The organism is Meridianimarinicoccus aquatilis (genome assembly GCF_004358675.1).
GTDB classification, from domain to species: Bacteria; Pseudomonadota; Alphaproteobacteria; order Rhodobacterales; family Rhodobacteraceae; genus Meridianimarinicoccus; species Meridianimarinicoccus aquatilis.
Genome location: NZ_SMZO01000002.1, coordinates 101134 through 124631 on the forward strand (window position 1 = coordinate 101134; position 23498 = coordinate 124631).

General features: G+C 57.8%; 23 protein-coding genes and 2 tRNA genes. 13 read left to right on the forward strand and 12 right to left on the reverse strand.

The window, feature by feature from the left end; translation table 11 throughout:
* Nucleotides 1–2 precede the first annotated feature (2 nt).
* Genes E2L05_RS01395 through E2L05_RS01415 form a run of 5 tightly spaced genes read right to left on the reverse strand, consistent with a single transcriptional unit; the run spans nt 3 to nt 4544 of the window.
* A complete protein-coding gene (locus E2L05_RS01395; protein WP_133341101.1) occupies nt 3–806 on the reverse strand; it encodes an MBL fold metallo-hydrolase in 804 nt (267 codons plus the stop codon).
* Entirely contained in the window at nt 806–1612 is an 807-nt protein-coding gene (locus E2L05_RS01400) for a TatD family hydrolase (protein WP_133341102.1), read from the reverse strand. The genes E2L05_RS01395 and E2L05_RS01400 overlap by 1 nt, the downstream gene beginning before the upstream one ends.
* 6 nt (nt 1613–1618) lie before the next feature.
* Nucleotides 1619–2743 carry a DNA polymerase III subunit delta' gene (locus E2L05_RS01405; protein WP_133341103.1) on the reverse strand — a complete coding sequence of 375 codons (1125 nt, stop codon included), beginning with the start codon at nt 2741–2743 and terminating at the stop codon, nt 1619–1621.
* Nucleotides 2740–3381, reverse strand: a complete 642-nt coding sequence (gene tmk, locus E2L05_RS01410) for a dTMP kinase (RefSeq protein WP_133341104.1) — start codon at nt 3379–3381, stop codon at nt 2740–2742. The genes E2L05_RS01405 and tmk overlap by 4 nt, the downstream gene beginning before the upstream one ends.
* Nucleotides 3378–4544: a D-alanyl-D-alanine carboxypeptidase family protein gene (locus E2L05_RS01415; RefSeq protein ID WP_133341105.1), complete on the reverse strand. Its 1167-nt coding sequence runs from the start codon at nt 4542–4544 to the stop codon at nt 3378–3380. Before E2L05_RS01415 ends, tmk begins: the two co-directional genes overlap by 4 nt.
* 138 nt (nt 4545–4682) lie before the next feature.
* Between E2L05_RS01415 and E2L05_RS01420 the strand changes: the two genes are divergently transcribed.
* The 5 genes from E2L05_RS01420 (at nt 4683) to E2L05_RS01440 (ending at nt 10266) form a co-directional block, all read left to right on the forward strand.
* Nucleotides 4683–5339, forward strand: coding sequence for a Crp/Fnr family transcriptional regulator (locus tag E2L05_RS01420; RefSeq protein ID WP_133341106.1), 657 nt, complete (start codon nt 4683–4685; stop codon nt 5337–5339).
* A gap of 91 nt (nt 5340–5430) precedes the next feature.
* Complete coding sequence (locus E2L05_RS01425; protein ID WP_133341107.1) at nt 5431–5646, forward strand: YgaP family membrane protein; 216 nt, start codon at nt 5431–5433, stop codon at nt 5644–5646.
* 145 nt (nt 5647–5791) lie between these two features.
* A complete protein-coding gene (locus tag E2L05_RS01430) occupies nt 5792–6676 on the forward strand; it encodes an MBL fold metallo-hydrolase (RefSeq protein ID WP_133341108.1) in 885 nt (294 codons plus the stop codon).
* A 77-nt stretch (nt 6677–6753) separates the two neighbouring features.
* Nucleotides 6754–8433: a bifunctional protein tyrosine phosphatase family protein/NAD(P)/FAD-dependent oxidoreductase gene (locus E2L05_RS01435; RefSeq protein WP_133341109.1), complete on the forward strand. Its 1680-nt coding sequence runs from the start codon at nt 6754–6756 to the stop codon at nt 8431–8433.
* 87 nt (nt 8434–8520) lie between these two features.
* Nucleotides 8521–10266 (forward strand): SulP family inorganic anion transporter, encoded by a 1746-nt coding sequence (locus E2L05_RS01440; RefSeq protein ID WP_133341176.1) that lies wholly within the window; start codon nt 8521–8523, stop codon nt 10264–10266.
* 25 nt (nt 10267–10291) lie between these two features.
* Here E2L05_RS01440 and E2L05_RS01445 read toward each other — a convergent pair whose 3' ends face one another.
* The gene (locus E2L05_RS01445; protein WP_133341110.1) at nt 10292–10735 is read right to left on the reverse strand and encodes an Rrf2 family transcriptional regulator; all 444 of its coding nucleotides are present in this window, start codon (nt 10733–10735) and stop codon (nt 10292–10294) included.
* A gap of 108 nt (nt 10736–10843) precedes the next feature.
* Entirely contained in the window at nt 10844–11629 is a 786-nt protein-coding gene (locus tag E2L05_RS01450; RefSeq protein ID WP_133341111.1) for an SseB family protein, read from the reverse strand.
* Nucleotides 11630–11725: 96 nt separating this feature from the next.
* On the opposite strand from E2L05_RS01450, the gene E2L05_RS01455 reads away from it, so the two are divergent.
* The 3 genes from E2L05_RS01455 to E2L05_RS01465 all read left to right on the forward strand — a co-directional run bounded on the left by E2L05_RS01455 (nt 11726) and on the right by E2L05_RS01465 (nt 13350).
* Nucleotides 11726–12319 carry a uracil-DNA glycosylase family protein gene (locus tag E2L05_RS01455; protein ID WP_208016206.1) on the forward strand — a complete coding sequence of 198 codons (594 nt, stop codon included), beginning with the start codon at nt 11726–11728 and terminating at the stop codon, nt 12317–12319.
* 32 nt (nt 12320–12351) lie between these two features.
* A complete protein-coding gene (kdsA, locus tag E2L05_RS01460; RefSeq protein WP_133341113.1) occupies nt 12352–13185 on the forward strand; it encodes a 3-deoxy-8-phosphooctulonate synthase in 834 nt (277 codons plus the stop codon).
* A 90-nt stretch (nt 13186–13275) separates the two neighbouring features.
* A tRNA-Gln gene (locus E2L05_RS01465) sits at nt 13276–13350 on the forward strand.
* Between the two features lie 463 nt (nt 13351–13813).
* Here the strand turns inward: E2L05_RS01465 and E2L05_RS01470 are convergent.
* Entirely contained in the window at nt 13814–14239 is a 426-nt protein-coding gene (locus E2L05_RS01470; protein WP_133341114.1) for an Lrp/AsnC family transcriptional regulator, read from the reverse strand.
* A 128-nt stretch (nt 14240–14367) separates the two neighbouring features.
* On the opposite strand from E2L05_RS01470, the gene ctlX reads away from it, so the two are divergent.
* A complete protein-coding gene (gene ctlX / locus E2L05_RS01475; RefSeq protein ID WP_133341115.1) occupies nt 14368–15306 on the forward strand; it encodes a citrulline utilization hydrolase CtlX in 939 nt (312 codons plus the stop codon).
* Nucleotides 15307–15316: 10 nt separating this feature from the next.
* Complete coding sequence (locus E2L05_RS01480; protein WP_133341116.1) at nt 15317–16366, forward strand: ornithine cyclodeaminase; 1050 nt, start codon at nt 15317–15319, stop codon at nt 16364–16366.
* A gap of 489 nt (nt 16367–16855) precedes the next feature.
* On the opposite strand, the gene E2L05_RS20665 is transcribed toward E2L05_RS01480, so the two are convergent.
* The 3 genes from E2L05_RS20665 to E2L05_RS01490 form a co-directional block, all read right to left on the reverse strand.
* Nucleotides 16856–17008, reverse strand: coding sequence for a hypothetical protein (locus E2L05_RS20665; protein WP_165971662.1), 153 nt, complete (start codon nt 17006–17008; stop codon nt 16856–16858).
* Between the two features lie 417 nt (nt 17009–17425).
* Nucleotides 17426–17500: transfer RNA gene (locus E2L05_RS01485), tRNA-Asn, on the reverse strand.
* A 26-nt stretch (nt 17501–17526) separates the two neighbouring features.
* Nucleotides 17527–18477, reverse strand: a complete 951-nt coding sequence (locus E2L05_RS01490; protein WP_133341117.1) for an MBL fold metallo-hydrolase — start codon at nt 18475–18477, stop codon at nt 17527–17529.
* A 42-nt stretch (nt 18478–18519) separates the two neighbouring features.
* Between E2L05_RS01490 and E2L05_RS01495 the strand changes: the two genes are divergently transcribed.
* A complete protein-coding gene (locus E2L05_RS01495) occupies nt 18520–19839 on the forward strand; it encodes an ATP-binding protein (RefSeq protein ID WP_133341118.1) in 1320 nt (439 codons plus the stop codon).
* A 37-nt stretch (nt 19840–19876) separates the two neighbouring features.
* Here the strand turns inward: E2L05_RS01495 and E2L05_RS01500 are convergent, their stop codons facing one another.
* Nucleotides 19877–20455, reverse strand: a complete 579-nt coding sequence (locus E2L05_RS01500; RefSeq protein WP_133341119.1) for a YcbK family protein — start codon at nt 20453–20455, stop codon at nt 19877–19879.
* A gap of 308 nt (nt 20456–20763) precedes the next feature.
* Between E2L05_RS01500 and E2L05_RS01505 the strand changes: the two genes are divergently transcribed.
* Together E2L05_RS01505 and lpxD are read left to right on the forward strand one after the other, a co-directional pair.
* Nucleotides 20764–22365: a L,D-transpeptidase family protein gene (locus E2L05_RS01505; protein ID WP_133341120.1), complete on the forward strand. Its 1602-nt coding sequence runs from the start codon at nt 20764–20766 to the stop codon at nt 22363–22365.
* 34 nt (nt 22366–22399) lie between these two features.
* Complete coding sequence (lpxD, locus tag E2L05_RS01510; protein ID WP_133341121.1) at nt 22400–23491, forward strand: UDP-3-O-(3-hydroxymyristoyl)glucosamine N-acyltransferase; 1092 nt, start codon at nt 22400–22402, stop codon at nt 23489–23491.
* The last annotated feature ends 7 nt before the right edge of the window (nt 23492–23498 follow it).

Genomic DNA, 23498 nt, shown 5'->3' on the forward strand with positions numbered 1-23498 from the left:
GGTCAGACCACGAAGGTCAGTGTCAGCCCGTCATAGGCTGGCACAATGTGGTTGGCGGTTTCGGCGGCGATCGTCGCATAGTCGAGGTCGATATGCATATTCGTGAGCACAGCCTGCTTTGGTTTTGCGCTGTCAATCCAAGCGAGTGTCTGGTCCAAATGTGCATGGCTTGGGTGCGGTGTGCGCCGCAGCGCATCAACGATCCAACACTCCAAATCTTGAAGCTCGGCCCAAGCAGCATCATAGATTTCCGAAACATCAGGAAGGTAGGCAACGTTGCTGACCTTAAAGCCTAGCGCGTCGATACGGCCATGACCCACACGCAGCGGCCGAAGCGTGAGCGCCCCGCCGGCCCCGTCGATGGTGATATCCGCGTCGTTCTCAATCGGGTGCAAGTTCAGGATCGGTGGATAGTCAGACCCTTCGGGGGATGTGAACGCATATCCGAACCGTGCACGAAGATCCTTTTCCGTTGCCGCGTCTGCCCAGACATCCAACCGCTGCCGAGTATTGAAAAAGATCATGCGCAGGTCATCCAGCCCGTGAACGTGATCCGCATGTGAATGGGTGTAAACCACCGCGTCCAGCACGCCGACTCCGGCATCCAGGAGTTGAGCGCGCAAATCGGGCGAACTGTCGATCAGCACTCGGGTTATTCCCTTGGGCGTTTCGCGTTCCAGCAGGACAGAGCACCGCCGCCGCTGGTTTCGCGGGTTAGCCGGGTCGCATGCGCCCCAATTGCCGCCAAGCCGCGGAACGCCGCCAGACGAGCCGCAACCAAGTATCGTGACACGCAGTTCGGCCATCACACGCAGGCCTTTGAAAACAGTCTGTCGAAATTGGCGCAGGTTTGTTTGGCGAAGTCACTCTCGCTCAGGCCAAAGATGCTCGCGCCGACGGCTGCCGTGTGAACCACATGCCCCGGTTCGTTCCGGCGACCCCGGTGCGGCGGCGGCGCAAGATAGGGGCTATCGGTTTCCACCAATATCCGGTCCAGCGGGGCGGCAGCAAAAATCTCACGCAGGTTCGTGCTGCGCGGGAATGCGGCGATGCCGGACATGGATAGATAAAAGCCAAGGTCCAGGGCAGAGTGTGCCAATGCCGCGCTGCTTGAGAAGCAGTGCATCACGCAAGAAAAAGCGCCGCCACCGCGATGTTCCGATGACAGGATCTCGGCCATGTCGTCGTCGGCGTCTCGGGCGTGGATGATCAATGGCAGCCCGGTCTGACGGGCCGCATCAATGTGAATGCGCAAGCTGGTTTTCTGTGCCTCGGCGCTTTCGGCCGTATAGTGATAATCAAGGCCCGTCTCCCCGATACCGACAAACTTTGGATGAGCAGCCAGCGAGATCAATTCGTCTGTGGTTGCCATGGGCTCGCTTGCCACGCTCATCGGGTGCGTTCCGGCAGCATAGAATACACCGTCATGCGCTTCGGCGATGGCGCGAACCGCCGGTTCGCTGCGCAGCTTGGTGCAAATCGTGACCATTCGGGTCACCCCGGCGGCACGCGCACGGGCAATCATATCGCCGCGATCCTGATCGAAATCGGGGAAGTCCAGGTGGCAATGGCTGTCCACCAGCGCCGGGGGCGGGGTCGTTGGTTGTGTCATGCAGGGCTACCTGTCGGCGGCGCAGTCTTGCGCGAGGGCGTCAAGTTTCACGCACATATCAAGGATGAGCGCGGAAGCGTCAAGGTTGACCGCGAGGCCGCGCCGCACGCGCCCGGTCAATTGTTGCTGAGCGTCAGCCCAGCGACGCCCGGCGTTCGGGCTTGGGGTCAGGGCTTCGGGAAGTGGCGGTGACACGGGATAGCCCAGAACGCCTTGCCGCGCCAAGCCTGCAAGGCGTTGGTCCAGCAAGTCGAGAAATAGCGCGCGGCGATCTTCTGCCTTCGGGGTTCCCAACTCGTTGGCGAGGGCTGTTGCGGCCATTCGGTCCAACCCCGGCAGGCTACCCAGCATCCGGTCCAGCGTTTGCGACAGAGCAAGCCCGTCTTGAGCATACATGCGCAAGGCGGCACCAACGCTGCCAGAGGCATGGCGGACCAAAGCCAATCGTTCATCTTCGTTCAATTCTGGCAAGGTTGCTGCCAGAGCATGATCCACGTGGTCGGGGTCAAGCGGGCCGCAAGATAATGTGCGGCAGCGCGACCGGATCGTGGGCAGCAAGCGCGACGGCATATGGCTGATCAGCAGGAAGACTGTTCGTGCAGGCGGCTCTTCGAGCAACTTCAGCAGCGCATTCGCGGCTGGGCCAAGCATATCATCGGCGGAATCCACGATCACCACGCGGCGCCCACCATCCGATTGGCTGAGGGCGAAGAACTTTTTAAGCCCGCGCACTTCATCCACCGTGATAACGGTCTTGAGTTTGCCACGCTTCACATCAAGCGGACGACGCAGCAGGTACAAAGACGGGTCGGACAGCGCACTTAGTCGGCGATTGAGCGGGCTGTTCATGTCCGTCTCAAGTGAGCTGGGTGCCGGAAGGGCATCGCCAAACATGCTGCCACCTTCCTGCGGGATATCGGCCAACAAGAACCGCGCGATCCGCCACGCTAAGGTGGCCTTTCCGATGCCAGGTGGGCCCGTGATCAGCCAAGCGTGATGCAGGCGTCCTGACCCATAGGCGGATAAGAACGCGTCCTGCGCCGCCTCGTGACCGATCAATGCCGTCGCATGGCGCGGATGCGGTGCACCTTCGGCGCGGTCAGCTTCAAGGCTCTCGTTCTGCACGCTCATGCCGGCGTAAAGACCGCTTCGGCATCAATTCGGTCTGCAACGATTTCGGGGGTGCCGTTTCCGTCGATGAGTCGCACGCGTTCCGGTGCACGCAGGGCAAGCGATGTGAAGCCTTCGCGCAGGCGGCTTTGGAAGCTCGTGCCAAAGGTTTCGAACCGGTCCTCGCCGCCATTGCGTGCGCTGGCGCGTGCCAATGCGGCTTCGGGCGACATGTCGATAACAAAGGTCAGGTCAGGCTCGATCCCGATCATCAGACGGTGCAGTTCATCAACCAGATCGACCAGATCGCCCCGCGTTGTGCCCTGATAAACGCGGGTACTGTCGACAAAACGGTCGGTAATGACAGTCGCGCCGCGCGCCAAAGCCGGGGCGATGGTGCGTTCCCAATGATCGCGCCGCGCCGCCGTAAACAGCAGTATTTCGGTTTCGGGCGACCAGCGGTCTGTTGCGCCTTCGACCAGCAATTTGCGGATCTGTTCCGCGCCGGGTGCGCCGCCCGGCTCTCGGGTCAACACGACTTCGGTGCCTGCGCGCCGCAGCCTTTCTGAAAGCAGACGGGATTGGGTGGATTTTCCGCAGCCATCGATCCCTTCAAAGCTGATGAACCGGCCTGTGCCCGCGGCAGTCTGTGTGCTCAAAATAATGCGCCTGCTTGCTGTGTGATGCGGTTGACCAGCGTCATTCCGGCGCTGCGCAGCCGGGGGACAAAGCCGCCATAGCTGACATCGCGGTCCGCAACGAGAGGAAGGCGCGCTTCGGGCAACCCCTCGCGTGTCACGACGAGTTCAGCAACGGCGTCGCCCTGTGCAATCGGGGCCTGCAACGGTGTGTTGTACACCAGTTCTGTCACAACGTCGTCGCGAGAAACGGCTTCAACAAGCACGCTCAGATCTGCTGGCGCGACCAAACCTACGCGTGTGGAATCGCCCATCCAAACTGGCGCATCCGCGATCAGTTCCCCACTGGTGGCGATTTTCTGCTCAACAAACTGTCGAAACGCCCAGGTGACGACTCGCTCTGCTTCTTCGGCGCGGGCGCTCGACGATTGCAGGCCTGAAATGGCAAAGACAATACGTCTGTCGCCTTGTTTGGCGGATCCGACAAGTCCGTATCCTGCTTCTTGGGTGTGACCGGTTTTCAACCCGTCTGCCCCAATGCCCAATGTCAAAAGCGGGTTTCGATTGAAACGGTTTTGCGGCGCGCGCCCGTCGAATTCCCATTCGGGCATTGCAAAGTAGCCGTAGAACTGGGGAAAATCCTCGATCAAATGCTGTGCGAGGATGGCAAGATCGCCCATGCTCATACGATGGTTCGGGTCCGGCCATCCAGAGGCATTGGCAAGCGTGGTATTTTCCATCCCCAACTCACGCGCCCGTTCTGTCATCAACTGCGCAAAGTGGCGTTCGTTTCCGGCCAATCCTTCGGCGACCACCACGGTTGCATCATTTCCGGACTGGACGATGATGCCTTTGATCAACTCTTCTGCCGTCGGGCGATCGCGTTCGTTCAGGAACATCGTCGATCCGCCCATTTCCCGCGCGCGGGTGGACACGCCAAACCGCGTATCAAGCGTGATATTCGGATTGTCGCGCAGTGCTTCGAACAGCATGAACAGGGTCATAAGCTTGGACATGGAAGCCGGCGGCAAAGGCGTGTCACCGTTCTTGTTCATCAGAACGGTGTTCGTGGTAAGGTCCAGAACAAAGGCCGCCTCGGCGCGCGTATCAAATACCGATTGCGCGGTAGCGGGTAGCGAAGTTGCCAGCCAGAGCAGGCACGGGATCAAAAACGGTTTTAACATGACAGTCCTGTAAGTTCCGGCATTTCGAAGAAGCCTAGCACCAGCGCGGGGCAGGGCCAACCGAATTGGACCCTTTCGCCCTCTTGACGGCGCGGACGGCACCTAGGAGTGATGGAGAAGCAAAATTGGGAGTCGGCAATGAGCTGGGCAAGCGAAATCGAAGGGTTGAACCGGATAGAGCCGGGCGCGCGTGCCACGCTTGAACGCGACTCGCGACGGGTCACTGTGCCTGCTGGAACAGTTGTTTTCGGCCCCGGTGCGCAGGCGGATAACCTGATCGTGGTTCTGCGCGGTGCTGTGCGGGTCCAGCACGTGTCCGAAAGCGGGCGGCAGATTGTCTTGTATCGCGTCAATCCCGGTGAGACCTGTATCATGACGACGGCGTGTTTGATGGCGCACGAAGCCTATTCCGCCGAAGGTGTGACCGAAACGGAAGTGGATGCGGTCATGGTACCGCGTCGGACCTTCGACACGATGATCGGTCTGTCGTCGGATTTCCGGACGTTTGTGTTCGATGCCTATGCGCAACGGATGACGGATCTGTTCTTGTTGATTGAAGATGTCGCCTTTCAGCGAATGGACATTCGGCTCGCCCAAAAGTTGCTTGAGTTGTCCAAAGGGGCCGGGTCCGTCGGGACCACCCATCAACAACTGGCGGCTGAATTGGGCACCGCCCGCGAAGTCATTTCGCGGCTTTTGCAGGAATTTCGGCGCCGGGGGCTGATCACGTCGGCGCGGGGTGAAATTGTGCTGAATGATGCGGCTGGTCTGCGAAATCTCGCTGCAACAGATTAAATCGAGAATTTTATATATGTTTGGTGACTTGGTCACAGACGCGCGCAGCGCGGCCGGCATAAACATCGGTCATACCTCAAGGAGAGTGACCATGACCCCCAATGTTGGACAAACTGATCGTATCATTCGCGGCGCCGCCGGTGTCGCGCTTGTGTTGCTGTCTGTTTTCAGTGGCATGCCCCTGTTTGACGGCAGTCTCGTCAAGTGGATTGCTGTTCTTGTCGGCCTTGTGTTGCTGGCGACGTCGTCTGTCGCATTTTGCCCTGGCTATGCCCTTTTCGGCATCAAGACCTGTAAAGACTGCTGATTGACCGCCGCTTCTGTCTGACCGGTCCGAATGCCGCAGCCGCGGCGGTTGGCAGACAGGGCGGCGTCGATTACATGCAAATATCAATATGTAATACACTTTGGGTGGAGTGCCGGTGTGCGCTCCGCCCAGGTTGGAGGAAACTATGTCGAACTACCCCGTGGATCCGTCGATCAAACCCGAGGTCAAAGCTTTCTTCGACGCTGCGACCAATACCATCACATATGTGGTGAAAGACCCCGACTCGTCGTCCTGCGCTGTTGTCGATAGCGTCATGGATATCGATTATGCTGCAGGCCGCATTACATACGAAAATGCGGATGAGGTGATCGCGTATATCCGGGACAACGGTCTCAAGCTTGAATGGTTGCTCGAAACCCATGTTCACGCAGACCACTTGTCGGCAGCCCCTTATATCCAGGATCAACTGGGCGGCAAAATTGGCATCGGCGAAAAGATCACCGTTGTGCAGGACACGTTCGGCAAAGTCTTCAACGAAGGCACTGAATTCCAGCGTGACGGATCGCAATTCGATCACCTGTTTGTGGACGGCGATACATTCACAATTGGCGGCATGACAGGCTTTGCAATGCACACGCCCGGCCATACGCCGGCTTGCATGGTGCATGTGATTGGCAATGTTGCCTTTGTGGGTGACACTTTGTTCATGCCTGATGGTGGGTCTGCGCGTGCGGATTTCCCAGGCGGGGATGCGGGTGAGTTGTACGACAGCATCCAGAAGGTTCTGGCATTGCCTGACGAAACTCGTCTGTTCATGTGCCACGACTACGGCCCGAACGGGCGCGACATTCAGTGGGAAACCACTGTCGCCGAAGAAAAGGTCCACAACATCCACGTGGGCAGCGGCAAGACGAAAGAGGACTTCGTCAAGTTTCGGACCGAGCGCGATGCGCAACTTGATATGCCTAAGCTGATCATTCCGTCGCTTCAGGTGAACATGCGCGCGGGTGAAATTCCCGCCGACAAAGACGGTCGCCCGATGCTCAAAGTGCCTGTTAACGGCCTGTAATTCTTTCGGCGGTGCCTTCGGGCGCCGCCTTTTTCAATGACGCGGCGCGAAGACGCCGGACCCGGAGAGGAGACCCCATGGACCCCAAGCCCATTTCGCCAGAGCTATCAGTGAGCCCGCAAATTGCGCCAGAAGACATCGCGCAACTTGCCGCCGATGGATATCGTGCAATCATTTGCAACCGTCCGGATGGCGAAGGCGCTGACCAGCCGACCTTTGACGAGATTGAGGCGGCGGCGAAAGCTGCGGGTCTTGAAGCCCGGTATCTGCCGATCACACAAGGCAAGGTCAGCGACGAAGATGCGGCCGCCTTTGATCGACTGAGCAAAGAGTTGCCGGGTCCGGTTCTGGCATATTGCCGGTCGGGCATGCGCAGTGCCACGCTTTGGTCCCTTGGGGCTGCGCGCACCGAAACGCCAGCCACGATCCTGTCCGCGACCAAAGCCGCCGGGTATGACATGAGCGGCGTTGTACGGCGCATCGTCAATGGCGGGCGCACGCCGACGGATACGGGCGATGCGACCCATGACATCGTGATCGTGGGCGGCGGCGCTGCAGGTGTTGCGGTGGCGGCCAGCCTGAAGGCGCGTAAGCCAGGCGCAAATATTGCGATCATCGATCCGGCGGACGTCCATTATTACCAACCCGGCTGGACCATGGTTGGCGGCGGTATTTTTGACGCGAAATCAACGGCAAAGACGATGGGTTCCCTGATCCCGACCGGCGTACACTGGATCAAGGCTGCGGTCGCTGCATTTGAGCCAGACGCAAACGCCGTGATTCTGGATGGGTGCCGAGTGGTGAAGTACAAGCGCCTGATCGTGTGTCCCGGCCTTAAGCTGGATTGGCATGGGGTCGAAGGGCTGGTTGATACGCTGGGCAAGAACGGCGTCACCTCTAACTATCGCTATGATCTGGCGCCTTACACTTGGGAGTTGGTGAAGGGGCTGAAATCAGGCCGGGCGTTGTTCACCCAACCGCCCATGCCGATCAAATGTGCAGGTGCCCCGCAAAAGGCGATGTACCTGTCAGGTGACCACTGGCATCGCAATGGCCGATTGAAGAACATTGATATCAGCTTCCACAATGCGGGCGGCGTCTTGTTCGGTGTGAAAGACTATGTGCCCGCGCTGATGGACTACGTAAACAAGTACCGCGCTGACCTTAACTTCTTCAACACGCTCATCGCAGTAGATGGGTCGGCGAAAACAGCGACCTTCAAAGTTGCCAAGCCAGACACGGACCCGACCGAGGTCAAAGTCGAGTTTGACATGATGCATGTTTGCCCGCCGCAGACCGCCCCAGACTTCATCCGCGTCTCGCCCCTTGCGGATGCGGCCGGTTGGGTCGACGTGGATCAAGCCACGTTGCGCCACAAGACCTATGAAAATGTTTGGTCGCTGGGCGATGTGACCAATGCTCCCAACGCCAAAACTGCCGCCGCAGCACGCAAGCAAGCGCCGGTCGTTGCGGAAAACGTGGTTGCTGACATGCGCGGCAAAGCGCCGGTTGCGCAATATGACGGTTATGGATCGTGCCCGCTTACGGTTGAGCGCGGCAAGATCGTTCTGGCCGAATTTGGCTATGGCGGCACGTTGTTGCCATCCTTCCCCAAATGGCTGGTGGATGGCACCAAGCCGACCCGTGCTGCATGGTTGCTGAAAGAGCGGATTTTGCCGCCGATCTATTGGCAGGCGATGCTGCGCGGCAAGGAATGGATGGCCAAGCCCGAAGCGCTGAGTGCCGCTGATACCTGAACTGCGATATTTGTGATCCGCAGGCGCGCCCGACCGGAGCGCGCCTGCACCCTATGTAAGTGACGGAAGGTTCCGGACGTGTCTTTGATATCTACATTGCGCCGCTATGTGCCCATTCTTGAATGGGGCCGGACCTATGATCGCGATATGCTGACCAATGACCTGGTGGCAGCTGTGATCGTGACCATCATGCTGATCCCGCAGTCACTGGCTTATGCGCTTTTGGCTGGATTGCCGCCCGAGGCGGGGCTCTATGCCTCCATTTTGCCGATCATCCTTTATGCTATTTTTGGCACATCCCGTGCGCTTGCCGTTGGGCCGGTGGCGGTTGTGTCGCTGATGACGGCCGCCGCGCTAGGCCAAGTGGCCGAAGCGGGCAGTGTTGGGTATGCCGCCGCCGCGTTGGTGCTTGCCGGGCTGTCTGGTGCGATGTTGCTTTTGCTTGGGGTGTTCAAGTTGGGTTTTCTGGCCAACTTCCTGAGCCACCCGGTTATTGCAGGTTTCATTACGGCGTCGGGCGTGATCATCGCCGCGAGCCAGCTAAAACACATTCTTGGAATTCAAGCATCGGGTCACAGCTTGCCGCATCTGTTGGGCGATATGTGGCGTCACCTGCCGCAGACGAACCCTTTCACGCTGGCGATTGGTGTTGCCGCAACCGCGTTTCTGTTCTGGGTCCGCAAGGGGCTTAAACCGCTGCTGCGTAAATCTGGCTTGTCTCCGCGGATGGCCGACATCGGGGCAAAGGCTGGGCCTGTCGCGGCTGTGGTCGTAACGACGGCCGTTGTGTGGCTTTTCGGGCTTGAAGGGCGCGGCGTGGCCATTGTCGGGACTGTGCCACAATCGCTTCCTCCATTCACGATCCCGACCTTTGACCTTGATCTTGTCAGGTTGCTGCTCGTGCCCGCCTTGCTGATCTCTATCATCGGCTTTGTGGAATCCATTTCAGTTGCACAAACGCTGGCGGCCAAGAAACGCCAACGGATTGACCCGGATCAGGAGTTGATCGGTCTTGGCGCGGCCAATATCGGCGCGGCTTTCTCAGGCGGTTTCCCGGTAACTGGCGGGTTCTCGCGGTCTGTTGTGAACTATGATGCGGGATCTGAAACACCGGCTGCCGGAGCCTATACAGCCGTTGGTTTGGGCATCGCGGCGCTTGCTTTGACGCCCTTGATCCATTTCCTGCCGAAGGCGACTTTGGCGGCGACGATCATTGTCGCGGTCCTGAGCCTTGTCGATTTTTCGATTTTGAAGAAGACATGGGCCTATTCGCGCGCAGATTTCGCCGCGGTGGCAGCAACGATCCTGTTGACGCTTCTGGTCGGTGTCGAAGCTGGGGTGTCTGCCGGTGTCGTGCTGTCGATCGGGTTGCACCTGTTCAAGACATCGCGCCCCCATATCGCCGAAGTCGGGCAAGTGCCGGGAACAGAACACTTCCGCAACATTAATCGGCACGACGTTCTGACGGATCCGGCTGTTTTGACAGTGCGCATCGACGAAAGCCTGTATTTCGCCAATGCCCGGTTCTTGGAGGATTACATTCTTGATCGCGTGATTGGCGATGAGGATCTGCGCCACGTCATCCTGATGTGTTCCGCTGTAAATGAAATTGATATGAGCGCGCTTGAAAGCCTTGAGGCAATCAATCACCGCCTGCATGACATGGGGATGAAACTTCACCTGTCAGAGGTGAAAGGCCCGGTAATGGACCGCCTGCAGCGCAGCCACTTCATCGATGACCTGACGGGGGAGGTGTTTCTGTCACAATACGCCGCTGCGATGAAGTTGGCCGAACAGCAACCAGCGCAAGCACCTGTAGACCCGGCCGCCTGAGGCGGCCCAGGGCCTGTGAAAGCCTTTAGGCCGCCTTGTCCATGCTTAGAAGCGTGCGAAGGCCGCTATTGCTGTCTGTCAGATCGGCAAGCGTGACTTCGTCCAGCGTGGCGTAGAACGCGTTCAAAGCGCGTTTCAGCGTCCCGCGCAATTTGCAGCAGCTTGTCAGCGGGCATTCGTTTTCGCTTTTGTCGAAGCATTCGGCAAAAGGAACGTCGGATTCGAGCATTCTGGCCACTTCGCCAATAGAAATTTCGGATGCCGGGCGGGCAAGTTTCACACCGCCATGTCGGCCGCGTGTCGTGTCGATAAAGCCTCCTTGCCCAAGAAGATTTACCACCAATCCCAGATGGTTGAGCGATGCGTTGCAGGCTGCCGCAATGTCGGCTTTGCGCACGGTCAGGCCGGGATTGACGGCACAAAACATAAGCGCGCGCATGGCGAGATTGGTTCGTGTGGTCAGCCGCATTTTGGTGAATCCTCCATAGATATGGAGTCACGATACACCTTTACGCAGCGTCGCGATTTGACCTCAATCAAATGCACCATTTTCATTGAGGGTGTGCCGTGCCGCGGGTCAGCGTAGGATTGGCGGTTTATCGGGGTTGGTGCCGGGGGCAGGGCGCGGGTCGGGGGCGTCGTGCTGCGGTAAATCAAAGCGCAACCCCACGCGGGCCAATTGCGCTGAAACAGGGTCTGCGGCCCTTAGGAAAGCGACATCAAGACTGCCTGCTTCCAGGCCGCTGAAAGCCAGCGCCTCGTTTACGGCACGCGCCAACGCGCCTTCGGCACCTTGGACGACGTCAATGAACGCCAATAGATGGCCGCGCGCGCCTGTGTCATAGGTGACACCGGCAAGATAGGCTAGGGTGGCGCGCCCTGTCATCGCCGCCAATTTCGCATCCAGTGCGGTTAAAAGCGACTCTGGCAGGCCCGTTGGGGCGGTGACTTCTTGTGGGCGGGCTTCGGTTTGTGTTGGCCCGTGAGCCAGCGTTTCTGTCAGCCAGGTGATCGCGTCTACGCCAAGCAGCATAGCAGAGGGCGCAACATCGGGATTGATGGCAAGCCCAAGGGATTGCCCTTGCAGCATTCCTGCCAGAACGCGGCCGGGAAGGGCGGCGTAGGGGGCGATGCCGCCCGCGAATTCGGCCAAACGATCCTCGCGGTCAAAAGCCAGAACGAAGCGCCCGTCTTCGGTATCAAACACGCGTGGGTCGATGCCATCGCCCTCAGGTTCGTTTTCCAGCAGCAAGAACAGTTCTGCATCTGCCAGACGTTCAAAAAACCGCAGCCGGGGCCCGGTGTCATCTGGCGCAGCATCCATGGCGGCATGGGCAGCATCAAGCGGTGTGGGGGTGGTCATCCTTGGCCTCCGGTTCCGTTTGGGGGTGCGTAGCCTTGGCGCACACGGCTGGCAAGAGTGTGGAAGGGCCTGCGACGGCGCGCTATGTATCGCAACATGAATACGCCGCTTGCCTACCGCATCCGTGCTTGCAGTCTGTGCGCAGACCGTTTTGCTGCCACCGCAACCCGCCACTCGCCAAACCCAGTGGTCTGGTTTCAACCCGGCGCGCGCATTTTGATCATCAGCCAAGCTCCCGGTTTGCGGGTGCACGAATCTAACACGCCATTCTGGGACCGCTCTGGCGCGCGACTGCGCGATTGGATGGGGATCGAAGAACCGGCGTTTTATGATCGGTCAAAGGTCGCGATTCTCCCTTCGGCTTTTTGCTTTCCGGGGTATGATGCGGGCGGCAGCGATCTACCTCCGCCGCCCATCTGTGCGCAAACATGGCACCAAGCTGCGCTGGACGAGATCGGCCCAGTTCCCTTGCGCTTTCTGGTTGGCGGATACGCGCATCGCCGATACCTGGGCGGACGCAAAGGCGTGACGGACACCGTTCGCGATTGGCGTGCCCATGCGCCTGATACATTTGTGTTGCCGCACCCGTCGTGGCGCAACACAGCGTGGCTCAAGCGCAACCCATGGTTTGACAGTGACGTGTTGCCAAGCCTGCGGGAGCGGGTGGCACAGGTGTTGTCAGGATGCTAACCATTGGCAAGAAACAGCAAGGATCGCGGGCGATGAAAGACGTTGAAATCGGCAACATAACGGTTGGCAATGACCGTCCTCTCACGGTGATTGCAGGGCCATGTCAGTTGGAAAGCTACGATCATGCCATGATGATCGCGCGCGCCATGAAGACGGCCTGTGCCGCTGCTGGTGCAAGCTTCATCTTCAAAGGCAGCTTTGACAAAGCCAACCGGACTTCGCTTTCAGGCAAGCGCGGGCTTGGGATAGAAGCAGGGCTGGAAGTGCTCGCGGCCGTAAAGGCCGAGTTGGGCGTTCCGGTCCTGACCGACATCCATTCGGCCGAGCAATGCGCGCAAGTTGCGGCATCTGTTGATGTTATGCAGATACCTGCCTTTCTGTGCCGTCAGACGGACCTTCTGATTGCTGCTGGCGAGACGGGCGCAGCAATCAACATCAAGAAGGGCCAGTTTCTTGCCCCATGGGACATGGCGAATGTCGCTGCAAAGGTTGAATCGACTGGAAACCAACGTTTGCTGCTGACTGAACGCGGTGTGAGTTTTGGCTACAATACGCTTGTAGCTGACATGCGCAGCCTGCCGACAATGGCCCGAACGGGCTGGCCGGTTGTGATGGATGCGACCCATTCGGTGCAACAACCCGGTGGGCAGGGCGGGTCTTCGGGCGGCCAGCGCGAGTTCGCGCCGGTTATGGCCCGCGCGGCAGTCAGTCTTGGCATTGCAGCTGTATTTATAGAAACGCACGAAGCGCCGGATACTGCGCCGTCTGATGGTCCGAACATGATTCCTTTGGATCAGATGCCCGCATTGGTTGAATCCTTGATGTCGTTTGACCGTCTGGCGAAGGCAGATCCGCTGCGCGTGTGAAGTCCAGAGAGCGTGGTTGAGAAAACATGACAAAAATCGCGTTCGGCCCCTTGCGCTCGTTCGGTTGGGGCCGTAATACCGCCCGCACGTTGGGGTGTAGCCAAGCGGTAAGGCATCGGTTTTTGGTACCGTGTATCGTAGGTTCGAATCCTACCACCCCAGCCACTTATTTCCGTCGTTGTGATGTTCGGTCAAAATTGGAACCTAACCGGTCCAACTTGCAACCTTGATCGGGATAGACTGGGTCTGGGGTCAAAATTCCCACGTTCTGAATTCAAGCGACCGCGCGCTCAGCATAAATTGCGCAGCCTTACGAAAATCACAAACCTCTACCGCCCTGAGCCCTTCAAGCAACCAATTGAACCTGCAGAGGCGCTCCCACACCACATAAATCGCTAAGTCTATCATCGGTACGTCACTCGCGGCCCTAAGTCGCCATTGGTCGCTTCGATCGCCGCTGCATTGCAGCTTTCCCGAAGCAGACATTGACCCGTTGGCGCAGCATTTCGACGTACTGGATGGCGGCTTTGCGGACAAAGTGCCACTTCGCTGCAGCTGCGCCAATGACGGCTTACACTCGAATCTGTCGAAGAACTGAGCAAAAATCACATTCAAGGCCTGCTGATTGTCATACCGAGCTAAGAAGTATCGAAGTCTCACTGTTTGTGATCCCTGGAATTCCCCGCACTTCGCGGAGCACTCGATCGAAATCACTGAGGCTTTCTGCGCTAAGCTGCGCAACCAAATCCCAGTTTCCGTTGGTTGAATGCAATTGATGAAGCGCTGCTATACCGCGCAAGCTGCGTATCACTTGGGTTGTCGATTGACCTGACACCTCGATCATCATGATGGCTTGAACCCCATTTGGCCCGCTATCTTCGCGGGCGCGAATGGTAAATCCCAACACCGCGCCGCTATCCAATAATCTGTCCAGACGTGTCTGCACGGTAGCACGCGACACCTGCAGCAGTGTTGCGAGTTTCGAGATGGGTGCCCGGCCATCTTCGCGCAGGATCGCGATCAGTTTGCGGTCAAGGTCATCGTAGATATGCATGGCAAAATTTGTAATCAAACATAGCAGAATGCTCAATATGAATATAAATATCGAATGTATTGAGTCTGCAAACTGCCATCACGGCAGTCTATGTTTTCTGTGCAACCCGCAGCACAAGGCTCGTTTCCATGCCCCGTTCCTCTGTTCAGGCACCATCGTCGGTCGCCATGATCCGCCCGCATCATTTCACGCCCAACACGTTGACGGCGCGGGACAACCACTTTCAAACCGACGGTGGCGCAGACGCCTCAAGTGTCGCCCGAACCGCGCTGGACGAAGTGACCCGCGCCGCCGAGGCACTAAAGAATGCGGGGGTGCGGGTGCATCTGTTCGAAGACGAAGGCACGGCGACACCGGATTCTGTCTTTCCGAACAACTGGTTTTCGACCCATTCCGGCGGGCATGTGGCCATTTATCCAATGTATGCGCCCAACCGCCGCGCTGAACGGCGGCAGGATGTGCTGGAGATGTTGAAACATACCTACCGTGTCCAAGATATCATTGATTATTCCGGCCTGGAGCAAGACGATCTGTTCCTCGAAGGGACCGGAGCCATGGTGATAGACCATTTGGAACGGGTCGCCTATGCAGCACGATCCAAACGCACCAGTGAAATACTGCTGGAACGCTTTTGCACTCACTTCAACTACGAACCCGTGGTGTTCGACGCTGTGGATGCCCAAGGCCAGCCAATTTATCACACCAACGTTTTAATGTGCATCGGGACCGATTTTGCAATGGTCGGGCTGAGCGCGCTTCCCGATACCGTTCGTCGCCGCGATGTGGCCGAGCGGCTACGCAGGGGCGAGCGGGACATTGTGGATCTGACCCACGCGCAAATCGCTAATTTCGCAGGCAATGCCATCGAATTGCAGGGACGGGATGGGCTGATTTTGGCCTTGTCGTCCCGGGCTTTGCGCTCGCTGGAGCCTGCGCAGATCAAAACGCTGGAACGCCATGTCTCGCTGCTGCCGCTGGACATTCCAACCATCGAACACGCCGGCGGCTCTGTCCGCTGCATGATTGCCGGGCTGCATCTGAGCGCGCGCTCCCCTCAAAACGCCTGACGAGGTTCCCATGTCTCTTACGCCTTCCAAACGCGCCTATGTGCCCTTTGTCTCGGTCGAACATATGATGGGGCTCGTGCATCATATCGGCATCGAACAGGTGTTGACCGATCTGGCCAGCGAGATCGAGGCCGATTTCCGCCGCTGGCCCCTGTTTGACAAAACGCCCCGCGTAGCGTCGCATTCCGATGTGGGGGTGATCGAGCTGATGCCGACCTCGGATGGCGAAACCTATGGGTTCAAATACGTGAACGGCCACCCCAAGAACACTGCCGAGGGTCTTCAGACCGTGACCGCCTTTGGCCTGTTGGCCGAGGTGGAAAGCGGCTATCCTACCTTGCTGAGCGAAATGACCCTTTTGACGGCGCTGCGCACTGCGTCGACCAGCGCCATGGCCGCCAAACATTTAGCGCCCAAAGGTGCGCGGACCATGGCGATGATCGGCAATGGGGCGCAATCTGAATTTCAATGCCTTGCGTTCAAAGCGATTTGCGGCATTAACACAGTGCGGCTTTATGACATCGACGCCTCCGCCACAAAGCGCTGCGCGCGCAATCTTGCGGCCCAAGGGCTGACAGTGGTGGAGTGCCGTTCTGGTCAGGAGGCGATGGAAGGCGCACAGATCATCACGACCTGCACGGCAGACAAACAATATGCGACGATCCTCACCGACAACATGGTCGGTAGCGGCGTGCATATCAACGCGATTGGCGGTGACTGCCCCGGCAAGACCGAACTACACCGAGATATTTTGCTTCGCTCGTCAATTTTTGTCGAGTACCCGCCTCAGACCCGGGTGGAGGGTGAAATCCAGCAGTTGGAGCACGACCACGCCGTGACCGAACTTTGGAAGGTCATCGAAGGTCAGGTAAGCGGACGCACGGATGACAGGCAAATTACCTTGTTCGACAGTGTGGGCTTTGCCATCGAAGATTTCAGCGCCCTGCGTTACATCGCGAAAGCGGTAAAAGGCACCCCATTCTTCACACAGCTCGACATGATCGCCGACCCTGACGACCCCCGCGATCTGTTCGGGATGCTTCAACGAGCGAAGCCATAAAACCAACAAGCTCTTACCAAGCAGCGTGGGTAAAGTTCAAACCAACAACAAATCCGGACCTTCATTTGAAGTGCAGCATTAGTCACAATGGGCTCAAAGCCGACCTCGGATGCGGCGCGGCATTTTGTGATATAGCGCGGCGTCAACGTCGGGTTGTCGATGTGGGAGGGTGTGAGTGGCGGACAGAAGAAACTGTCAAGCAAACACTAAACTTCCCGGCCATTCGCGCGCTTCGCCCTGCTTAGACCAAGGGGCGCATCGGCACGCGATAGCATATTGGTGGCAGAAGGGAATGGGCTGCTGCTTTCGGAGGTTCTAGGGCTGAGGCAGTGGGCCACTGCGGCGCTTGAAGTTGGGGCGAGTTGGTTGCAACCAGTTTTGCTGCTAGCAAAGGACAGGGGGCTGATCTCGATTGAGGACTAGACCAAGTTCATTGTTGATTGCCTGAACCGCGATTTCACGTACATGTCGATGGACTCTCAAACCTTGTTAACTCAGGCAAAAACCGAAGGGTTCAACGGTCGTGGCGCTGTCAAGCGGATGCTGGAGGTAGTTGGCGGGAAGAACGCTGATTTCGAAACCAACCTTGGCGTCGCTGCCACGTTCCTCGACCTTGTTTTCCACTAGACCAAGCAGGAGCATCTGCGAGACCGCTACGCAAGTATGGCCTTGGAGGCATTTTGTGCTCCGCGTCAGGACAAGGCTATCGAAGTGATAAAGGCACTTTCTGGCAGGTTTCCGTTCGCGTATTCAATTTGATTGAGCACGCATTCTGGTGGCTTGTCGGTCGCACCGTGGGAGTGCCGAACTTTCGACAACAAGTGGAAAAAGCGAAGAAATCTCAATTTGTTCGTCCTGTTGCTTTTCCTCCTGCCATGCGCGCTCGGGCAACAGAAAGGGTCAGGCTCCTAGGCTCATGCTTCCCGAACTAAAGTGTAGGACTACGTCGCTGATCTCGTCGAAAACCGACAGCGCCAATCCGAGCAGCGTTTTCTGTACTTATTCTGTACTCGAAATGAAAAAGGACTTAGCGGGCGAGCGCTAAGTCCTTGAAATCTTTGGCTCCGGCGGTAGGGATCGAACCTACGACCAATTGATTAACAGTCAACTGCTCTACCGCTGAGCTACGCCGGAACACGAGGGGGCTATAGCAATGCGTTTCAGGAGCGTCCAGAGGCTTCTGTCGTTTTTTTGTCGTCTTTTTTGATCAACGTGAAGATAGCGGCTTCACCGGGGTCTGGATGTGCCGAAACAAGACCGCGACCGCGCAGGTCAACAAGATGAGCCAGTGCATTGCGCGATGCGGCAGCCAAGAGGGCAGGTGGGATGTCGCCGTACACGATAGCTGTTACTTCGTGCAGAGTTCTCGCGCCGCGGGCCAAAGCCGTGAGCACATCTTGTTCACGGCTTTTACGATGCGCGATTAACTCGGCGATGCGTATGGCGGGGGCAGTGACAGGCGCGCCGTGACCCGGATGCAAAATGCGCGGACCCAATCGGGCCAGCTTTTCACATGAAGCGAGAAAGTCGGTCATGTCGCCATCGGGGGGCGAGACGAGCGAGCTTGACCAACCCATGACGAGGTCGCCGCTGAAAACGCAGTCGCCCCATTCAAAGACCATGTGGTTACCCATGTGCCCCGGTGTCCAATGTGCGGTGATGCTCCAGTCGTCGCCGGTCACCACGTTGCCGTCGGCGAGTTTATGGTCCGGCGAAAACTTGGTGTCGACACCTTCACCGCCGCTGGTAAGGCCGCGTTCGGCCAGCTCTACCATAATAGTGCTACGTCCTGCACTGGCAGGGCCATACGCCAGAATTGGCGCGCCGGTGGCGTCAGACAACGGCTTGGCAAGCGGCGAATGATCCAGATGCGCATGGGTGACCAAAATATGCGTGATCCTTTGCTCTGGCCCGATTGCGTCCAGCACTGCGGCAAGGTGAGCCGGATCATCCGGCCCCGGATCGATCACAGCCAGCCCACGCCAGCCCAGCAGATACGTGTTCGTTCCGGGCCCGGTCATGGGCCCCGGGTTGCGCGCCACTACCCTGCGAAGTCCTGGTGCTATCCCTTCGGCACGACCCGGCGCCGGATCAAACTCGTTTGGCTGCATTTCGCGCTTTCCCCCTTGCGATCAACGTGGTCTGCTCATTGCATGCTTGCTGCTTTTCTCAAACACTGGATGCCGCGTAGTCTTTACGGACGGGCTGCACTGATCCTTCTGCTTCCGGTGCTCACGTTGCAACTGGTTGTGTCCGTCGTTTTCATTCAGCGTCATTTCGAAGGGGTGACTGCGCAAATGACGCGAAATGTTCTGATTGAAACGCAGTTCTTAGTTGGACAGATAAACCAAGCTGAGACCCTTGAAGACGCATTGAAAATCGGCCGGGATCTGGGCGGTGCGCTGCAAATTGGCGTGATAACGCCTGCACCGGACAATCGCGGCGATCAAAGAGTCTTCTACGATCTTTCTGGCCGTGTTGTATCCGAAATTTTGCGCGATCGCCTTCCCGGCATGGAGAGTATTGATTTGCGGTCCGATACGCGACAAGTGCGCGTCGTTGTCGACACCCTTTGGGGGCGGGTCGAATTGCGCCTGCAACGAAGCCGTGTATCGGCCTCGAATCCCCATCAGCTGTTGGTGTTAATGATCTTTACCGGCATCTTGATGACGATGATATCCTTTATCTTTCTTCGCAATCAGCTGCGACCTATCCGTCGTCTGGCGCGCGCCGCTGATGCTTTCGGGAAGGGCCGACATGCAAATTACCATGTGGCCGGCGCGATGGAAGTGCGCCAGGCGGGGGCGGCCTTTTTGGACATGCGAGAGCGGATAGAGCGTCAGATCGAACAACGTACGCTGATGCTGTCGGGGGTTAGCCACGATTTGCGCACACCGCTGACCAGATTGAAGTTGGAGTTGTCGATGATGGACGACACGCCCGAAGCCGAAGCGATGCTGCGCGATGTTCGCGACATGCAGCGGCTTGTGGATGAGTTCTTGGCATTTGCGCGGGGGGACGCTTTGGATGATCCGGTTCCCACCGATCTCACAGCGTTAGTCAAAAAGGTCATCGAAGATATGGAACGCAGCGGTCACACTGTTGAACTTGAAACCGCCGTTGAAACCGGTTTGATCGATGTGCGGCCCATGGCTGTTACGCGCGCTCTTGAGAATTTGCTCGGCAATGCGGTGCGGTATGGCACGTGCGCCTGTGTCCGGATTGAAATGCTTTCCGGCGCTGTGCGGATCAGGGTCGAAGATGATGGGCCCGGTATTCCGGCTGAAAAACGCATAGACGCTCTGAAACCGTTTAATCGGCTCGATCCCGCACGGAACCAAAACAGTACAACAGGTGTCGGGCTTGGTTTGGCTATCGCGTCTGATATTGCGCGAAAGCATGGAGGGCGACTTCAGCTTGGCGAAAGCGCCCGCCTTGGCGGGTTATGCGCGGACCTTGTTTTGGCAGTCTAGCGTCATATTCGATGGCGCTAAATCTGATTTTCAGCGGTCAGCCGGTCCAGCTTCTGGTCGGGCCGCAATCCATGTGTACGAAATTCGAGCGGTAGTATTTGCCAACGCCCCCAGCCGAGCAGGCTTGTGCGGCTGCTGCCATTTGCTTGACCGAACGGCTTTTCAATCGCAGGTCTGCCGCTTGGCCTTTCATGTGAAGTGAATTGCGCGCTGCGCCGCCAGACCGACTGCGAAGCATAGCGTTTGTGTGGGGGGTGCGGTATCCGCTCAGCAGAAGGTACGGCTCATCCACATCCATTAGGGCGTGGGAGGCTGCCATGATATCAATCGTGCGCGTATCAATATTGGTTGTCGCGTTGTCGCGCCAATCGCGCATGAAATGATTGATCTCTTTAAGGGCGGGTTTCACATACTTGCCATCAACCCAGTAGATCATGTCGATGGACTCTCCGGTGCGCCCGGAATACATTTTTATTCGGCGAACATCGCCGCCGCCACGCAGAAAGCCGAAGATACCAGCTTGCGCAGGTGCTGCGGTTACGGCTGTGGCCGCAAATGCAGAAAGAACACCGCGACGTGTCAGGCGCACTGCGCCTGTCGATCTTGAAGAAGTCATGCCTGTACTGCCTCGTCTGTTTGCCGAATTTTACGGCTGTTTTAAGAAGCATCCCACAAAACGGCTTTTCGCACAAGGTTAACTGAACTCCAACCGGCTTGTTCCGCATCGCAGACTTGACAGGAACGTGATCGGCGTAAACCTGCCGATCTGGGCGGATGACGGCTGAAACCTGCCGAATTTTTAGGCGGCTTGCGTTGCGGGAAGGTGACAGCGGATTGTTGCAGACGGGTAAGGTGTTGTTTGGGATTGGTGGCAAATACTGAAGCCGTGATACTGAAAGACATGGATATGAGAAGGATAGAACGATGATACAGGCACTTGCCCGACGGCTCTCAGTGGTGGCACTTGCCAGTTTCCTTTTCTCCGCAACACCATTGGTTGCACAATCTGGTGGCGGTGCGCTGCAGCAGGCCATCGCTGGTGAAGTCGCGCGGGACGCCGCATTGCGCGAATTTTATGCATCTCGCAATTACGCGCCGATCTGGGTCAGCGGATCCGGGGCCGACAAACGCAGAACAAAGGCCCTGTTTGATGCGCTTGGCAAAGCCGGTGATCATGCACTGCCTGCGGCGTCGTACCGTGTCGATGATCTGACCCGGGCGGTGCGCGCAGCGTCCGGCGTGAGTGAACGCGCCAAGGTTGAAGTTGCATTGTCTCGCGCCTTTTCTGACTACGCTCAAGACGTACAATCCGGTGTTCTTATACCGTCGCGCGTGACTTCCGAGATTGACCGCGCCGCGCCGCGCCGGGGGCAGGCGGCAACATTGGCCGCATTCGTCAAATCGTCGCCGTCGGGGTTTCTCCGCGCGTTGCCGCCTCAAACTGACCAGTACGAGCATTTGATTAAAGAAAAAGAGCGGCTTGAAAAGGTCATCGGAGCCGGCGGTTGGGGGGCGAAAGTCAGCGGGGGAACTTTGAAGCCGGGGATGTCGTCGGCTCAGATTCCTGTGTTGCGCGCGCGTCTTGCGCGGCTGGGTTATGGTCGGGCTTCAAACTCTGCCGCGTATGACGCCGATTTGCAGCAAGAGGTTGCCAAGTTCCAGCGGGATCACGGCCTTTCGCCTGATGCCGTGGTTGGCCCCGGAACAATGAGTGAGCTGAACAAGACCGCGGCAGAGCGTCTGTCTCAGGTCGTCGTCGCTATGGAACGTGAGCGTTGGATGAATTTCCCGCTTGGGCGACGCCATGTCTGGGTGAATATTCCCGACTTTCACGTAAAGCTAATTGAAAACGGCCGCGTCACTTTTGAAACACGGTCAGTGGTTGGCCAGAACCGCAGAACGCACCGCACACCTGAATTCTCGGATGTGATGGAATTCATGGTGATCAATCCAACGTGGAATGTCCCTTACTCGATTGCCACCAAAGAATACTTGCCGATGCTCAAGAAAGACCCGAATGCGGTGTCCCACCTGCAGTTGCTGGACAAGAACGGGAACCGGGTTTCCCGCGCATCGGTTGATTTTGCAAGCTACAGCTCATCCAACTTTCCCTACCGGCTAAAAGAGCCTCCCAATGATGGAAATGCGCTTGGGTTGGTAAAGTTCATGTTCCCCAATACTCACAACATCTATCTGCATGACACGCCCTCAAAATCCCTTTTTGCGCGTGGTCAACGCACGTTCAGTCATGGATGTGTGCGTTTGGCTGACCCTTTCGATTTCGCCTATGCGCTGCTGAAAGGTCAATCCAGCAACCCGAAAGCTACGTTTCAAAAGCGGCTTTCGACCGGGCGCGAAAGCGTTGTGATGCTGGAAGACCCGCCCCGCGTTCACTTGGTGTATCGGACAGCCATCGGACAACCGCGCGGTGCGGCACACTATCGGCCCGACATTTATGGCCGGGACGCTGCGATCTTTTCCGCGTTGACCAAAGCCGGGGTTTCGCTTCGCGCAGTGGGCGGATAACCTGCGTCACAGTCCCTGAATTGGCGGAGCCGTGATGCACATACCCCTTTCACAAGTCGCAACTGCGCTTGATGCGCGGATCGACGGTAATGCGGAACTTGAAATTACTGGCGCGGCCGAGCCAGCGCAGTGTGCTGCGGATCAACTCGCGTTGGCAATGTCGCCCAAATACGCCGAAGGCCTGGCCAAAGGCCAAGCCCGCGCCGCTATTTTGTATGATGGCGCTTCGCGTGAGGAGTTTGGACTGGAAGCCGCGTTGTTTGTGGCGAGGCCAAGACTGGCAATGGCGCATCTGTCGAAGTTGTTTGATCCTGGGCCGCAGATTGCGCCGGGGATCCACCCCAGCGCGGTTGTCGATCCTACTGCCAAGATAGGCGAAGATGCGCGCATCGGGCCTTTGGTTGTGATTTCGGCAAATGTCACAATCGGGGCACGGGCGCGCATTGCGGCGCATGCCAGCATCGATCACGGCGCAACGATTGGCGACGACATCTTGATGCATTCCGGCGCACGGGTGGGCGCGGGTGTGACGATCGGGGATCGCGTGATCTTGCACTACAACTCTGTTGTGGGCGGCGATGGCTTTGCGTTCGTAACGCCCAAGCCATCTTCGGTGGAAGTGGTGCGTGCGACTATGGGCGCAGAAACTGAACTGGAACACCAGAGCTGGACGCGGATTCACACGCTTGGCACGGTTGTTATTGGCAATGATGTCGAACTTGGCAGCTGTTCCTGCATCGATCGGGGCACAATCCGGGCCACTGTTGTGGGAAATGGCACAAAGATCGACAGCCAAGTTCAGATCGGACACAACACCACCATCGGCGAAGACTGCCTGTTGTGCGGTCAGGCTGGCGTTGCCGGCTCGGTTCAGATTGGTGACCGCGTCGTTCTTGCCGGTAAGGTGGGTGTTAACGACAACATATTTATCGGCGACGATGTTGTTGCGGGCGGCGGCAGCAATATTGTCAGCAATGTACCGGCAGGTCGCGTAATATTTGGCTATCCGGCGATAAAGATGACCACGCACATGGAAACTTACAAGGCGATGCGCCGTTTGCCCCGTTTGTTGAAGGACGTTGCGGCATTGAAGAAAGCGGTTCCAAACACGGATAAGAATGACTAGATCGCCA

Coding starts and splice junctions, on each gene's coding strand:
- E2L05_RS01480 (WP_133341116.1), top strand. CDS start 15,317: ATGTCTCTTACGCCTTCCAAACGCGCCTATGTGCCCTTTGTCTCGGTC.
- E2L05_RS01505 (WP_133341120.1), top strand. CDS start 20,764: ATGATACAGGCACTTGCCCGACGGCTCTCAGTGGTGGCACTTGCCAGT.
- E2L05_RS01490 (WP_133341117.1), bottom strand. CDS start 18,477: ATGCAGCCAAACGAGTTTGATCCGGCGCCGGGTCGTGCCGAAGGGATA.
- lpxD (WP_133341121.1), top strand. CDS start 22,400: ATGCACATACCCCTTTCACAAGTCGCAACTGCGCTTGATGCGCGGATC.
- E2L05_RS01405 (WP_133341103.1), bottom strand. CDS start 2,743: ATGAGCGTGCAGAACGAGAGCCTTGAAGCTGACCGCGCCGAAGGTGCA.
- E2L05_RS01495 (WP_133341118.1), top strand. CDS start 18,520: ATGCTTGCTGCTTTTCTCAAACACTGGATGCCGCGTAGTCTTTACGGA.
- E2L05_RS01500 (WP_133341119.1), bottom strand. CDS start 20,455: ATGACTTCTTCAAGATCGACAGGCGCAGTGCGCCTGACACGTCGCGGT.
- E2L05_RS01470 (WP_133341114.1), bottom strand. CDS start 14,239: ATGCATATCTACGATGACCTTGACCGCAAACTGATCGCGATCCTGCGC.
- E2L05_RS20665 (WP_165971662.1), bottom strand. CDS start 17,008: ATGCTCCTGCTTGGTCTAGTGGAAAACAAGGTCGAGGAACGTGGCAGC.
- E2L05_RS01395 (WP_133341101.1), bottom strand. CDS start 806: ATGGCCGAACTGCGTGTCACGATACTTGGTTGCGGCTCGTCTGGCGGC.
- E2L05_RS01455 (WP_208016206.1), top strand. CDS start 11,726: ATGAATACGCCGCTTGCCTACCGCATCCGTGCTTGCAGTCTGTGCGCA.
- E2L05_RS01420 (WP_133341106.1), top strand. CDS start 4,683: ATGAGCTGGGCAAGCGAAATCGAAGGGTTGAACCGGATAGAGCCGGGC.
- E2L05_RS01415 (WP_133341105.1), bottom strand. CDS start 4,544: ATGTTAAAACCGTTTTTGATCCCGTGCCTGCTCTGGCTGGCAACTTCG.
- kdsA (WP_133341113.1), top strand. CDS start 12,352: ATGAAAGACGTTGAAATCGGCAACATAACGGTTGGCAATGACCGTCCT.
- E2L05_RS01400 (WP_133341102.1), bottom strand. CDS start 1,612: ATGACACAACCAACGACCCCGCCCCCGGCGCTGGTGGACAGCCATTGC.
- E2L05_RS01430 (WP_133341108.1), top strand. CDS start 5,792: ATGTCGAACTACCCCGTGGATCCGTCGATCAAACCCGAGGTCAAAGCT.
- E2L05_RS01425 (WP_133341107.1), top strand. CDS start 5,431: ATGACCCCCAATGTTGGACAAACTGATCGTATCATTCGCGGCGCCGCC.
- E2L05_RS01445 (WP_133341110.1), bottom strand. CDS start 10,735: ATGCGGCTGACCACACGAACCAATCTCGCCATGCGCGCGCTTATGTTT.
- ctlX (WP_133341115.1), top strand. CDS start 14,368: ATGCCCCGTTCCTCTGTTCAGGCACCATCGTCGGTCGCCATGATCCGC.
- E2L05_RS01450 (WP_133341111.1), bottom strand. CDS start 11,629: ATGACCACCCCCACACCGCTTGATGCTGCCCATGCCGCCATGGATGCT.
- E2L05_RS01435 (WP_133341109.1), top strand. CDS start 6,754: ATGGACCCCAAGCCCATTTCGCCAGAGCTATCAGTGAGCCCGCAAATT.